This is a genomic window from Ruegeria sp. D7 (assembly GCF_056534355.1).
The window spans coordinates 125,138-137,544 of sequence record NZ_JBQFPG010000010.1 but is presented as its reverse complement, the minus strand read 5'-3'; the positions used below and the strand labels follow the sequence as shown (position 1 = coordinate 137,544).

Genomic DNA, 12,407 nt, shown 5'->3' with positions numbered 1-12,407 from the left:
GAGCTATTGATTGGGTTGTATATCGAGGGATAGCGCTTTGGCTTTCATTACGATTCTTGAAATTGACAATGATCCGTTAAGCTTCACAGACGTCACCGTGCTTAACTCTTATCAGGTAGAGATTATTGATGATGATGCGCTTGAAGATCCTGATGCAGATGGAAGCCAGCAGCTCGACGTCTCGGGGGTACCTAATTTCTTAGGTGACTCTACCAACTTTCAAACGTTTGAAACCTATAGCGGTGACATAGGCGGGCAGCCTGTAACATTCACACTGGTTCAGTTTTCCAACCCCCAGTACATCATTGTTACATCTGGCGATGTGGATGTCGGAGACACGATAGAAAACACAAACAACAGCATCGTTACTGCACCTCCTTCAGATTACGACACTTTGCCATCCTTTGTATGCTTCACACTGGGGTCGAAGGTTTTGACACCGCTGGGCTCAAAACCCATTGAGACCTTGCAACCCGGCGACCTAGTGACAGTTTTCGATGGAACGGCAAAGCCTGTTCGCTGGATCGGCAAACGACGCCTCACCGTTGGCGACTTACAGCAAAGTCCGCATCTCTGTCCGATTCGCTTTCGTGCAGGTAGTTTCTCAAGAAGATGCCCGATACGGGATCTGACGGTTTCGCCACAACACCGAATTGCTGTTACCTCGCCAGACATGCAGCTGTGTTTCGGTGAAAGCTTGATGCTAGCGCCAGCCAAAGGCTTACTGGATGGTGAAATGGTTTTCCAACTCCCACCCGAGCAAGAAGTTCATTATATCCACGTTCTCTTTGACCAACATGAGCTAATTTGTGTTGAAGGCGTATGGTCCGAGTCCTTTTTCCCCGGCGATACTTCTCTAGACGCGATGGATCGCGCAACGCTGCGCGAGGTTTTCGAACTATTTCCCGAGCTGCGTCAGAGAAGAGAACGATTTGCCGAAACCGTCCTGCCCACACTGAAACCCTATGAGGCAGTCTTACTGCGCGAAGGTCTCTATTCGCCCAGTGAGATGGCCAAATCTGTCAGACCTGAGAACAGGGGTCACCAGTTTGATCTATGAATACCAGCAATCAGGCTATCCCCGCTTGAGCCATGGATTCGGTCGCCGCTCTTGAAGCCGCCAAATACTCTGTCCGCTTCAGTCATTGCATCATCTCCTTCCACTTATGTCGGCCTATCCGCAAAAGCATCAAACTGATTTTTCCTAATATAGCCCAAGCATAGGCATGTACGGGGCTAGAGTGTCTGCGAACTTTTGTAGTTTAGGGGTAAACTCAATCGTCTGTTTAATACTAGTCATCAGACCCGATAGGATTGTCTTGTTTGGTTTGGGCTTGCTCAACTCCGAAACTGCCGCTTCGACGGCTTCCTTAAAATCCGGATGTTCGCTGTCATGCACCAATTGTTTGGAGATTGAAGCCAGCGCCTCCCTAAGCGCCTCGACCATTCCCTCGTCTAGACGTTGAGAGACGTTGGCGATGTTTTGATTGCCTGTCTGAATAACCCCAACCGGGCCTGTAATGCTGATAACAGGCGCAAGAGTTGAGTTGCTGTCAACAGCATTGCTTGTCGCTGTTGCCTGCATCATCAAAAACGCAAAATCAGCATCAACCTTTTTGTGCATCAAGTCCAAGCGCTCTTGTAGGATGTCATGTGCTATATGCTTTTGCTGCTCCGTTCTCTTTAGGGATGGTGTTTCATCCAACTTCTCACCTATTAGATGCGTTTGCATCAACAACCATTCCTTAATGCGAGTAGTTAAAACCTCTACATTGACAGCGCTCAATTCAACGCGGGCAGCTTCTGCGCATTGGTGCGATAGCTTAATTGCCATCAATGCGCGCGCCTCAAGTGATTCAGCGGTGCAATTTCCCATCTGAACTAGAGCAGCGCCACTAGCCACCATACCGCGACTTGAAAGCTCTGAAGTTGCCCCGGTCAATCTCTTAGTTAAATCCTCATCTATCTTAATAAGCTCAATTTCGATTTGCTGGTCATAGACCGGAAGCATGGTTTCCAAAGTCATTTTGGCCTTTCGTCTTTCTTGCAAAGATATTCAATAATCTCAGTTACGCTTAACTGCTCGGAGCGTGTGCCATGAAACCTAGAAACTGCTCGTATTACTCATGTATTGCGTCATCGCCAGAATGCGTTTCAGTCATTGGCTGTGCCAGGCTGAATAGTGGCAAGGGGCTGTGGCTTGGAGCGCAATCTGGCACCGGGCTCGCCTCCGTTTGAGAACTCTATTCCCGCGCTACTTAGAGCATTGAATAGTGCAGCCTTGGTTGAAAGGTCAGCCTTAACCATCGCCTCGGGTTTGGCCTCAAGCCTCTTCACAGTAGAGCCACCAAGCCCCGCTTTGTCAGCTAAATCTCCTTGCGACCAACCCAATAGCATACGCGCAGCCTTAGTGTGCCGAGGCGTGATGTCTGCATAGTGCATGATACTTTTTGTTCCCTCGTGGTACTTTTGGTATTGCAATGGAAGCAATACCGCCCATATACTTTTAGTACCATGTAAGATACCAAACGGCAACTTGAGGAAACAGCAATGACTGAACAACGCGTTCGCGCGAACGGGGAAAGTGTGTCTGGGCCTATCTTTGACGTTACTTCTTCGCCCGACACCTACGACAAGGCTCTCAAGATACTGGCACTGGCTCGTACTGGCGTCGCGGCCTCCGACAGCGCGATGAACATCGACCTGACAGTGAGGGGGTACGGCGAATTGCTCGAAGTGATTGGGCAACTCGCCTCCGACATCCTCGACATGCAACCGGGCTTTGAACCCACTGAGAAAGGACAAGTGCAATGAACGCTGAGACCAAAATTACAGAGTTGGACGCAAACCCAGACATCTTTGTCACAGACTTTTCTGACTTGATTACCTGCCAGCAGCGCGTAACCGCCTTCTGCCGATGGTTCGACCTGCCGGACCCTGGACTGAGTTTCGATGAGGATGGCGATATTCTCGTGGATGATGTCTTTCTGCAGTGGTGCAAAGAAGAAGGCATTTCTATCGACTGGCTGGCGTGCGGCGATCCGAAAGGCATGGCTGCAGAGTTCCGCAAGTCTTTAAAGAATGAGCATAAGTTCGCAGAGAATCTGAAGAAGCTCAACGACCAAGAAATTCGAGCAATCGAGATTAGTATGAAGGCCTACATCAGGGGTCTGGCTCCGATGGAACAGACAATCAAGGCTGCAAAAAGGGCCCTGAAGGAGGTCAAAGAGGAAGCCGCGTGACCGGCATCTCCATCGGGCGCGGTATTCTCTGCGCCCGTTTTCTTTGTGAGAATTGAAATGAGTTATTACAGCGTCAACCGACATTGGTCGGATCAGTTCCTGCCTGAGATAAAGAGCATTATCGGCAGCCATATCCTACAGGCCGCGCCAGATCCATTGGACCACTTCCAAGCCACCGACCTGTTGATGCTGGACGCCAAGGACATGCGGATCGCTGCTAGGGTGAGGCGATACGGTTACGCCGCCAGATACCCGCATCAGTTCACCATCAGGGCCAAGTTGCCGACCGGGGCTGAAACCGAACTATCCAAGATTGTGAACGGCCACGGAGATTGGATGTTCTACGGTCATGCAGGGCCAGACGGGCGGACAATCCTAAATTGGTGGCTAATTGACTTGCGGGCATTCAGGGCAGCGCTGATACGGCACCGAACGGCAGGTTCATTCCTGCATATGGGTGACAAGCGCAACGCGGACGGGACGTGCTTCAAGTGGTTCGATATCCGGTCGTTTCCGAAAGAGCCGCCTTTGGTGGTCGCGAGCTCAGAACTGGGCATGGCATCTCTGTGAGACAGCAACTCCTGATACAATACGAAAAACAAACGTACCGCAGGATCGTCACGGATCGTACTCAACTGGGCGTCGAAAAATCTCGTTACCATGCTCGTCTGTCGCGGTCTCAGGCAAGAGATTTCGGAGCATGTGCTCTTCTTGAATCTTGCCTCTTTTGTCAGCCGCAGCCCACAACTCTTTGCTATGTGGTCTGAATGGCGGCGCGATTACTTTGATCTTTTTATTGTCGAAAGTATTCCGCAAAAGCCTCACTGGCCCAAGTAAGTCAGAATCATTTGTTACCAAGAAAGCTTGATCAAACAAGTTCAGGTGCGCGTCATTAATCAGATGCATCGCGATGTTAACATCAGATTCTTTCTCTTCGCGTCCTTTGTATTCCGTTTTGCAGTTTTTACAGAAACTTGTCTTAGGCTTAAATTGCCCCTCAATTATGGTAACCCCGACGTATTCCAAAGCATCGGCATAGTTCTTGTGCCTTTTATGCTTCTGAGGATTCCATGTCGGGTATGCGGTAAAGAACTTAACTGCGTCCACTTTGTGAACCGATGGATCGATGAACTCTTCCATCAATGACCAGAGATTTAGCCACTTTAAGTGTGAGCGCGCACCTCGTACTGCACGATTTGCATCCTCGATTGCATGGTAAACATTGAACCCGTCAATATAGGCAATGACCTTCGTCAACTAGACCTCCAGAAATGCGAATGCCGTGAGCATTTTCACGCCCACGGCTTGCGACAGATAAATCTGCCGGGATGCAATAATCCCTATATGAGTCAGGAGAGACTCGCTGTCAAGGAAACTAGTGTCGCAGTTTCTGTTTTTTATACTGCGTTGGCAACCATTAGGGATCGACTAACAATGCGGCCGGCCCCCTATTCAACGGAAGCACACGAAAGACGAAATTCGCAGTTATTGTCCCCTATATGTCCCCCAGAACAACAAGTATACGCCTCCGCCACCCAACTAAGTGACATGAGGAATTGCATAAAATCTTGATATATATTTATAAAAAGTGGTGAGCCGTGCAGGATTCGAACCTGCGACCCACTGATTAAAAGTCAGTTGCTCTACCAACTGAGCTAACGGCCCACTCTTTTAAGGATCTCTTCGATCCGCAGCACTCTTTAAGGTAAATACCCGACCGGGTTCAAGACCTTATTTCGTACTTCAGTTCGCCGTCATTCGTATGAGTTCGGCGCCCCGATAGGCGGCCTAATTAGGCAGGTGGAACTGGGGGGTCAACCCCTTTTTTCAGGAATCTACGCGACAGGGTGGATTCATGTCTGGACCGGCGTTATATGCCCGCCATGCAACAGATACTCGACACCGGTTTGGCTTTCATGAAGATGCACGGGTTGGGCAACGACTTTGTCGTTGTCGATGCGCGCGCGCATGCCGTGCCGGTCACCCCGGCCCTTGCCAGGGGAATCGGGCACCGGCAGTTCGGCGTGGGGTTCGATCAGTTGGCGGTTATCGAACGCGGCGAAGCGGATGCGCATCTGGTGTTCTACAATGCCGACGGGTCGACTTCGGCTGCATGTGGCAACGCCACGCGCTGTATCGCCCGGTTTTTGATGAACGAAACAGGCAAATCCGAACTCACGCTCACAACTGAACGCGGCACACTGCAGGCCCGCGACGCTGGCGATGGGCTGACGTCGGTGAATATGGGGCACCCCCAACTTCTTTGGAACGAGATTCCCCTGGCGGAAGAGATGGACACGCTGGAACTGCCGATAGAAGGTGGTCCAACAGCGACTGGCATGGGCAACCCGCACTGCACTTTCTTTGTCGACAACGCCGAGGCCATTCCGATGGAAGAGTTCGGCGCGCGTTACGAATACCATCCACTCTATCCCGAACGCACCAATGTTCAGGTCGCACAAATAGTCGCCCCCGACCGCATCCGCATGCGGGTATGGGAGCGAGGAGTGGGGATCACTCTGGCCTCGGGGTCATCATCTTGCGCCACGGCTGTTGCTGCCTCACGTCGAGGCCTCACTGGGCGTAAGGTGCAAGTGGATCTGGACGGCGGCACGATCTGGGTCGACTGGCGCGAGGATGGGGTCTGGATGACGGGGCCCACAGCCCATGTGTTTTCGGGCACGCTGACGCCTGAATACCTGAGGTCACTGGAATGAACCCGCCTAAGTTCAGCACTCTGGGCTGCCGCCTGAACGCCTATGAGACCGAAGCGATGAAAGAACTGTCGCAGCAGGCTGGCCTAACGGATGCTGTGATCGTCAACACCTGCGCGGTGACCGCCGAGGCCGTCCGCAAGGCGCGGCAGGAGATTCGCAAGCTGCGCCGCGAAAACCCCTCGGCACGTCTGATCGTCACCGGGTGCGCGGCGCAAACCGAGCCGCAGACCTTTGCTGCTATGGACGAAGTAGACGCGGTCATCGGCAACACCGAAAAGATGCAACCGGATACCTGGAAAGGCATGGCCGCCGATTTCATCGGTCAGACCGAGGCGGTTCAGGTTGACGACATCATGTCTGTCACGGAAACCGCCGGGCATCTGATTGATGGCTTCGGAACCCGCTCACGCGCCTATGTACAGGTTCAGAATGGCTGCGATCATCGCTGCACCTTCTGTATTATCCCTTACGGCCGGGGCAATTCTCGCAGCGTCCCTGCGGGCGTTGTGGTGGATCAGATCAAACGATTGGTCGATAAGGGTTACAACGAAGTGGTTCTGACCGGGGTCGATCTGACCTCATGGGGTGCGGATCTGCCCGCTCAGCCGAAACTAGGCGATCTCGTGATGCGTATCCTTAAACTGGTGCCCGATCTGTCTCGTCTGCGCATCAGCTCAATCGACTCGATCGAAGTCGACGAGAACCTGATGCATGCCATCGCGACCGAGCCGCGCCTGATGCCCCATTTACATCTGTCCTTGCAGCATGGCGACGATCTGATCCTGAAGCGCATGAAACGCCGCCACCTGCGCGAAGATGCGATTCGTTTCACTGAAGACGCCATCAAACTACGACCCGACATGACTTTTGGCGCGGACATCATCGCTGGCTTCCCGACCGAGTCCGAGACTCATTTCGAGAATTCCCTCAAGCTCGTCACCGAGTGCAACCTGACCTGGCTGCATGTATTCCCCTATTCCAAACGCAAAGGCACTCCGGCAGCCCGCATACCGCAACAGATCAACGGCAATGTCATCAAAGAACGCGCCGCGCGCCTGCGTGCAGCCGGCGATGCACAGGTCATCAAGCATCTGACGGCACAGATCGGCAAAACCCACAATATCCTGATGGAAAATCCCACAATGGGCCGCACCGAACAATTTACCGAAGTAACCTTCGGCAACGCCCAACCCGAAGGCGAGATCGTAATCGCGACGATACGGGGGCACAGCAAAGCTCAATTACAAGTGTGATCCGTTCTTCATCTGGCCAAAAATACCTCGGGGATGAATTGGCCGCAGGCCAAGAAGGGGCTGGCCCCTTCCACACCATCGCAACAAAAAAACCCCCGTCACCGTGATGGCGCGGGGGTTTAGTTTTTAGCTATACGTCGACCTTAGTCCAGACGTTTGCCCTTTATCGGTGCCCACAGGCGCTTGTTCACAAGGTACAGCAGAACAGACAGAACTGTCAGGAACAGAACACCGACGAAACCGGCATTTTTGCGCTCCATCATTTTCGGCTCGGCGCTCCACATCAAGAAGGCTGCTATGTCTTCGGACATTGCCTCAACGGTTGCAGGATGTCCGTCGGCAAATTCAACCTGATCTTCTGCCAGCGGCGGAGCCATGGAAATCCAACCACCGGGGAAGGCCTTGTTCTCATAGAGAACAGTACCGGCTTCTTCCTTTTCTTCACCGGTATAACCATCCAGAAGCGAGGCAATATATTCCGCGCCCCCCATGCCTTTGACCAGCTGGTTGATGCCCAGACCGTAAGGACCATGGAAACCGGCACGGGCCTTCGCCATCAGGCTCAGGTCAGGCGCGCCGACACCGTTGTTGGCCGGGAAGTGGTCGGTCGGGATTGCCGGGCGGAAATCATCCAGCTCGGGATCGAACACCTCGAAGTTGTCGGCCGCGTAGGTGATGACTTGCTCTTCCGAATACCCCAAATCTTCAAGGGTCCGAAGAGGTACATATTGCAGACCATGGCAGGCTGCGCAGACCTCGGTATAGATCTGTAGGCCGCGCTGAAGCTGGTTCTGATCCCAGGTTCCAAACGGTCCCTCGAACGAGAAGTCGAAATCTTCGATGTGCTGCTCACCGCCACCTGCCGCAAAAGTCGAGGCGGGCGCAAGGGCCAAAGCGAACGCGGCACCGATTGCAAGTTTCTTGAACATGTTTCCGGTCCCTCTTCTTACTCGGCCGGCGTGGCGTCGGCGTTTGCCTTGCCATAATGCGCGTTGAAGTCTTCTTCGATGGTTTCCGGCTGCGCCTCGGGTTTTTCGATGACACCCAGAATCGGTAGGATCACGAAGAAATAGGCGAACCAGTAAGCCGAAGCGATCAGCGAGAAGGTCGCATAGGGCTCTTCCGCGGGCATCGCACCCAGCCACATCAAAGCAAAGAAGTCGATGATCAAAAGGTAGAACCACCATTTGAACATCGGACGATACTTGCCCGAACGCACGGTCGAGGTGTCCAGCCAAGGGGCTAGGGCCATGGCCAGGATCGCACCAAACATCGCAATCACACCAAAGAACTTGGCGTCGATGATGCCGCCGGTGATGAAGCTGGCGAACTGAACGACCCAGACTTCGCCAGTGAACGCACGCAGGATCGCATAGAATGGCAGGAAGTACCATTCAGGGACGATGTGCGCAGGAGTAACCAGCGGGTTGGCTTCGATGTAGTTATCCGGGTGACCCAAGTAGTTCGGCATGTAGCCCACGATGGCCCAGAACACGACCAGAATGACCGCCAGCGCGAACAGGTCCTTGATCACGAAATAGGGCCAGAACGGCAGCGTGTCTTTCTCGGCCTCGGCTTTCGAGCCACGGCGCACTTCAACACCTGTGGGGTTGTTGTTGCCAGTGGTGTGGAAGGCCCAGATATGCACGATCACCAGTGCCGCTATCACAAACGGCAGCAGATAGTGCAGCGAGAAGAAGCGGTTCAGCGTGGCATTATCCACCGCAGGTCCGCCCAGCAGCCAGGTCTGGATCGCCTCGCCCACAAACGGGATCGCGCCAAACAGGCCGGTGATCACGGTCGCACCCCAGAAGGACATCTGACCCCAGGGCAGAACGTAGCCCATGAACGCAGTGCCCATCATCATCAGGTAAATGAGCATCCCGATGATCCACGTAATCTCACGCGGGGCTTTGTACGAGCCGTAGAACAGGCCGCGGAAGATGTGGATGTAGACTGCTACAAAGAACAGCGATGCGCCGTTCATGTGCAGATAGCGCAGCATATAGCCGCCGTTCACGTTGCGCATGATGTGTTCGATGCTAGCAAAGGCCAGATCAACATGCGGGGTGTAGTGCATCACCAGAACGATACCGGTGACGATCTGCAACGCCAGGCAGAATGCCAGGACGATGCCCCAGATCCACCACCAGTTCAGGTTCTTGGGGGTTGGGATCATCAGGGTGTCATAAAGCAGGCCGACGATGGGCAGACGGCTGTTCAGCCACTTCTCGCCATTTGTCTTCGGCTCGTAATGATCGTGGGGAATTCCGGACATAAGTTAGGTCTCCCTTAGCCGAGCTTGATGGTGGTGGCGTCTACCCATTCAACGGGCGGAATGGGCAGGTTTTCAGGCGCGGGGCCTTTGCGGATACGACCGGCAAGATCGTAGTGCGAGCCGTGGCAGGGGCAGAACCAACCGCCAAAGTCGCCAGCATCGCCAAGCGGCACACAACCCAGGTGTGTACAAACACCCATCTGAACGATCCACGCCCCTTCTCCTTCGCCTTCGGGCGAAGGCATGACGCGATTGGCGTCGGTCGCTGGTGCGTCGGCGTTCAAATTGAAGTTGCGAGCCAGCGGGTCAGGCAGCGCGTCGACACCTTCAGCGTCCTGCTCCTGAGCTTCCTGAATCTCGGCACCTGTGCGGTGACGGATGAAAACAGGCTTACCCAACCACTTTGCGGTCAGCTGCGTACCCGGCTCTACCCCGCTTACATCCACACGGATCGAGGACAGCGCCTGGACGTCTGCCGATGGGTTCATTTGATTTACCAGGGGCCAAACGGCAGCCCCGGTGGCAACGACACCTGCGCCGCCAGCGACGTAGTAGAGGAAATCTCTGCGGGTGCCTTCGTGGTCTTCAGCTTGGGACACGAGGTTATCTCCGATTATCTGGCGCCCGCGAACGGGCATAAAGCTCGCGCACCGCACAAGTGCGGCGTCTTAAACGGGGTATCTATCGGGGAGAATAGAGTTCGTCCAGCGCTCTTAAACGCGCAATACGCCGCATCTAAGCATTCATGTCACGGTGAAAGGGCAAAATTTCAATCTCAAATGCAGATTTTAACCCTCAGAGCGGCGAATTGGCGCCAGGCAGGCGGGACGTGATTCGGCATCGACCCGCGCTGGTAGATCCCCAAATTGAAATCTCCTCACCCTATGCGAACGCCGCCGATTTCACGTGCATCTCTACCTTAGGAACACTGTATTCCTTCTATTTTAGCGCGATACGATTCCTCTTAAATTATTAATATAAAATAGATATTTCAAACACGTGATTATCTACCAGAATTCGATTGCACTCTAAACGGGAATGCGTGAAAGGCCATAGGCGCAATATTCCCAGCCGGAGATGTTCAATGCTCAAGATAGCAGCAACCGTAGTTTTTGTTTCGTTTCTGACTTCAGTACAGGCGATCGCAGCCGGCGATCCGGCGAAAGGCGAACAGCTCTATAACAGATGCTCTTCGTGCCATGCGATCATCAAAAATGGCGAGGTTCTGGTCAAAGGCGGCATCACCGGGCCGAATCTCTTTGGCGTAGTTGGCCGCACCGCCGGAACTGAGAACGATTATCTTTATGGAAGTAAACGTTTGCCCATCGGGATGTTCACCGACGACATGATCCGCGCCGGGCAAGAAGGGCTTGTGTGGACTGAAGAAAACATCGCCGCCTATTCTCGGGATCCGATTGGGTTCATCAAGGAATATCTGGATGATGACACCGCCCGCCCGAACATGAGCGTCAAGCTGAAAAAAGGCGCAGATGACATCGCTGCTTATCTCGCCACATTCAGCGCTCAATGAATGGAAGGCGAGAACGCGTGCCTCAGGCCTTGCGCATCAACGAGGCCAAGCGCGCCACCTCGCTGCCAAGTCCTGCTGAGTGCACGTGATCAGCCGCGCGATGTCGCGCCTCATCGGGTTTGTTCTGATTCAGCTTCCAAGTGCCGTCGATATCCGAGATCATGAGTCGGCAGGGAACGATCATGCGCATCATTCTATCCAGCGCGTCTGGTGTCATCTTAGACGCCAACCATGGCGGCTTTGGCAGCAGGCGATTTTCAAAGTCTGCCGCCTGCCGGTCGAGCAGATTTCGCAGGTCGTCCGCTGGCCGCATCTCAAGCACTCCAGTCAGATGCACCGCTACATAGTTCCAGGTCGGCACCTGATCATCGACTTCGTACCAGTCAGGCGAGATATACCCATCCGGCCCTAACACAGCGATCTTCGCAGGTTGCGGCTTTTTCAGCACCCTAACAATCGGATTTGACCGGACCAGATGCAGGTCAGCCAATGAAGCATCCTCGTTCAGAAGAAAGGGAACGTGGCCTAACAACGGTGCATCCGATGTCGACACCGCCAGAACACCAAAGGCGCGGTCACGCGCAAACTCGATGTGACGCTCGCGCGTCTCGGCGCGAAAGGTGGGATTGGGATGCATATTCGTCCTCCTGCCAATTTCTCTTGCAGAAGCGATATCTCCTTGGCAAGGTCCCACTCGTTCTCAGGGCGGGGCGAAATTCCCCACCGGCGGTATGCGGGCATGACCCGTAAGCCCGCGAGCGGCCCCGGTCTCCGGGGTGTCAGCAGATCTGGTGAGAAGCCAGAGCCGACGGTTACAGTCCGGATGAAAGAGAACGTGCAGCACGCCGGTAATGCGGTGTGCCTGCTCGTGATCGCCTTGGGTGACGTGTCTGTTACGAAAGGAGATCATGATGACACACACCCGCTATGCTTTTGTCAAAGCCAACTGGCATTCAGATATCGTGGATCGCGCGCTGGATGGGTTTCTCGAACTGATTTCAGCCGATCAGGTTGATGTCTTCGACGTTCCGGGCGCTTTCGAGATGCCCCTGCTGGCCCGTGACCTGGCGCAAACGGGGCGCTACGCCGCCGTAGCCTGCGCTGCCTTTGTAGTGGATGGCGGCATCTACCGGCATGACTTCGTCGCACAAGCGGTTGTCGATGGCTTGATGCGGGCCGGGCTCGATTCAGGTGTTCCGGTCCTGTCGGTCTCGCTGACACCGCATCAGTATCAGGAAACGGATCACCACAACGCCATCTATCGCGCGCATTTCATCGAAAAAGGGCGCGAGGCAGCTCATGCAGCGCTCAAGATCAACGCAACCCGCGCCATGGTGGCTCAAGCCGCCTGATTTATTCCAATCGCGCCGCCCACAGGGCGGCGCT

Annotated in this window: 14 protein-coding genes, 1 tRNA gene and 1 riboswitch; of the genes, 8 read left to right on the top strand and 7 right to left on the bottom strand. The window is 54.1% G+C overall.

The window, feature by feature from the left end:
• Window positions 1-37 precede the first annotated feature (37 nt).
• The gene (locus ACRZ9U_RS14950) at window positions 38-1,060 is read left to right on the top strand and encodes a Hint domain-containing protein (protein ID WP_480902207.1); all 1,023 of its coding nucleotides are present in this window, start codon (window positions 38-40) and stop codon (window positions 1,058-1,060) included.
• A gap of 144 nt (window positions 1,061-1,204) precedes the next feature.
• Here the strand turns inward: ACRZ9U_RS14950 and ACRZ9U_RS14945 are convergent, their stop codons facing one another.
• A complete protein-coding gene (locus ACRZ9U_RS14945) occupies window positions 1,205-2,026 on the bottom strand; it encodes a hypothetical protein (protein ID WP_480902205.1) in 822 nt (273 codons plus the stop codon).
• A 524-nt stretch (window positions 2,027-2,550) separates the two neighbouring features.
• On the opposite strand from ACRZ9U_RS14945, the gene ACRZ9U_RS14940 reads away from it, so the two are divergent.
• The 3 genes from ACRZ9U_RS14940 to ACRZ9U_RS14930 are packed head-to-tail and all read left to right on the top strand — an operon-like array spanning window position 2,551 to window position 3,812.
• Window positions 2,551-2,814, top strand: a complete 264-nt coding sequence (locus tag ACRZ9U_RS14940; RefSeq protein ID WP_480902202.1) for a hypothetical protein — start codon at window positions 2,551-2,553, stop codon at window positions 2,812-2,814.
• Window positions 2,811-3,242 carry a hypothetical protein gene (locus ACRZ9U_RS14935; protein ID WP_480902200.1) on the top strand — a complete coding sequence of 144 codons (432 nt, stop codon included), beginning with the start codon at window positions 2,811-2,813 and terminating at the stop codon, window positions 3,240-3,242. The genes ACRZ9U_RS14940 and ACRZ9U_RS14935 overlap by 4 nt, the downstream gene beginning before the upstream one ends.
• A 57-nt stretch (window positions 3,243-3,299) precedes the next feature.
• Entirely contained in the window at window positions 3,300-3,812 is a 513-nt protein-coding gene (locus ACRZ9U_RS14930) for a hypothetical protein (RefSeq protein WP_480902197.1), read from the top strand.
• 48 nt (window positions 3,813-3,860) lie between these two features.
• Here ACRZ9U_RS14930 and ACRZ9U_RS14925 read toward each other — a convergent pair whose 3' ends face one another.
• Both ACRZ9U_RS14925 and ACRZ9U_RS14920 read right to left on the bottom strand, forming a co-directional pair.
• Window positions 3,861-4,499, bottom strand: coding sequence for an NYN domain-containing protein (locus ACRZ9U_RS14925; protein ID WP_480902194.1), 639 nt, complete (start codon window positions 4,497-4,499; stop codon window positions 3,861-3,863).
• Between the two features lie 332 nt (window positions 4,500-4,831).
• Window positions 4,832-4,907 (bottom strand) — tRNA-Lys (locus ACRZ9U_RS14920).
• Window positions 4,908-5,116: 209 nt separating this feature from the next.
• Between ACRZ9U_RS14920 and dapF the strand changes: the two genes are divergently transcribed.
• Together dapF and mtaB are read left to right on the top strand one after the other, a co-directional pair.
• A complete protein-coding gene (gene dapF / locus ACRZ9U_RS14915; protein WP_170408150.1) occupies window positions 5,117-5,959 on the top strand; it encodes a diaminopimelate epimerase in 843 nt (280 codons plus the stop codon).
• A complete protein-coding gene (gene mtaB, locus ACRZ9U_RS14910; RefSeq protein WP_170398302.1) occupies window positions 5,956-7,212 on the top strand; it encodes a tRNA (N(6)-L-threonylcarbamoyladenosine(37)-C(2))-methylthiotransferase MtaB in 1,257 nt (418 codons plus the stop codon). Before dapF ends, mtaB begins: the two co-directional genes overlap by 4 nt.
• A 143-nt stretch (window positions 7,213-7,355) precedes the next feature.
• Here mtaB and ACRZ9U_RS14905 read toward each other — a convergent pair whose 3' ends face one another.
• The 3 genes from ACRZ9U_RS14905 to petA are packed head-to-tail and all read right to left on the bottom strand — an operon-like array spanning window position 7,356 to window position 10,089.
• The gene (locus ACRZ9U_RS14905; protein WP_170398299.1) at window positions 7,356-8,141 is read right to left on the bottom strand and encodes a cytochrome c1; all 786 of its coding nucleotides are present in this window, start codon (window positions 8,139-8,141) and stop codon (window positions 7,356-7,358) included.
• Window positions 8,142-8,158: 17 nt separating this feature from the next.
• Entirely contained in the window at window positions 8,159-9,490 is a 1,332-nt protein-coding gene (petB, locus tag ACRZ9U_RS14900; RefSeq protein ID WP_170408148.1) for a cytochrome b, read from the bottom strand.
• 14 nt (window positions 9,491-9,504) lie between these two features.
• Window positions 9,505-10,089, bottom strand: coding sequence for a ubiquinol-cytochrome c reductase iron-sulfur subunit (petA, locus tag ACRZ9U_RS14895; RefSeq protein ID WP_170398293.1), 585 nt, complete (start codon window positions 10,087-10,089; stop codon window positions 9,505-9,507).
• Between the two features lie 485 nt (window positions 10,090-10,574).
• On the opposite strand from petA, the gene ACRZ9U_RS14890 reads away from it, so the two are divergent.
• Complete coding sequence (locus tag ACRZ9U_RS14890) at window positions 10,575-11,021, top strand: cytochrome c family protein (protein ID WP_170408146.1); 447 nt, start codon at window positions 10,575-10,577, stop codon at window positions 11,019-11,021.
• A 22-nt stretch (window positions 11,022-11,043) separates the two neighbouring features.
• Here ACRZ9U_RS14890 and ACRZ9U_RS14885 read toward each other — a convergent pair whose 3' ends face one another.
• Window positions 11,044-11,658, bottom strand: a complete 615-nt coding sequence (locus ACRZ9U_RS14885; RefSeq protein WP_480902188.1) for an FMN-binding negative transcriptional regulator — start codon at window positions 11,656-11,658, stop codon at window positions 11,044-11,046.
• Between the two features lie 55 nt (window positions 11,659-11,713).
• Window positions 11,714-11,860: riboswitch (FMN riboswitch) on the top strand.
• A gap of 72 nt (window positions 11,861-11,932) precedes the next feature.
• On the opposite strand from ACRZ9U_RS14885, the gene ACRZ9U_RS14880 reads away from it, so the two are divergent.
• Window positions 11,933-12,373 carry a 6,7-dimethyl-8-ribityllumazine synthase gene (locus ACRZ9U_RS14880; protein ID WP_170408142.1) on the top strand — a complete coding sequence of 147 codons (441 nt, stop codon included), beginning with the start codon at window positions 11,933-11,935 and terminating at the stop codon, window positions 12,371-12,373.
• Window positions 12,374-12,407 lie beyond the last annotated feature (34 nt).

Coding starts and splice junctions, on each gene's coding strand:
- ACRZ9U_RS14945 (WP_480902205.1), bottom strand. CDS start 2,026: ATGACTTTGGAAACCATGCTTCCGGTCTATGACCAGCAAATCGAAATT.
- mtaB (WP_170398302.1), top strand. CDS start 5,956: ATGAACCCGCCTAAGTTCAGCACTCTGGGCTGCCGCCTGAACGCCTAT.
- ACRZ9U_RS14890 (WP_170408146.1), top strand. CDS start 10,575: ATGCTCAAGATAGCAGCAACCGTAGTTTTTGTTTCGTTTCTGACTTCA.
- ACRZ9U_RS14940 (WP_480902202.1), top strand. CDS start 2,551: ATGACTGAACAACGCGTTCGCGCGAACGGGGAAAGTGTGTCTGGGCCT.
- ACRZ9U_RS14930 (WP_480902197.1), top strand. CDS start 3,300: ATGAGTTATTACAGCGTCAACCGACATTGGTCGGATCAGTTCCTGCCT.
- ACRZ9U_RS14880 (WP_170408142.1), top strand. CDS start 11,933: ATGACACACACCCGCTATGCTTTTGTCAAAGCCAACTGGCATTCAGAT.
- ACRZ9U_RS14885 (WP_480902188.1), bottom strand. CDS start 11,658: ATGCATCCCAATCCCACCTTTCGCGCCGAGACGCGCGAGCGTCACATC.
- dapF (WP_170408150.1), top strand. CDS start 5,117: ATGCCCGCCATGCAACAGATACTCGACACCGGTTTGGCTTTCATGAAG.
- ACRZ9U_RS14905 (WP_170398299.1), bottom strand. CDS start 8,141: ATGTTCAAGAAACTTGCAATCGGTGCCGCGTTCGCTTTGGCCCTTGCG.
- ACRZ9U_RS14935 (WP_480902200.1), top strand. CDS start 2,811: ATGAACGCTGAGACCAAAATTACAGAGTTGGACGCAAACCCAGACATC.
- petB (WP_170408148.1), bottom strand. CDS start 9,490: ATGTCCGGAATTCCCCACGATCATTACGAGCCGAAGACAAATGGCGAG.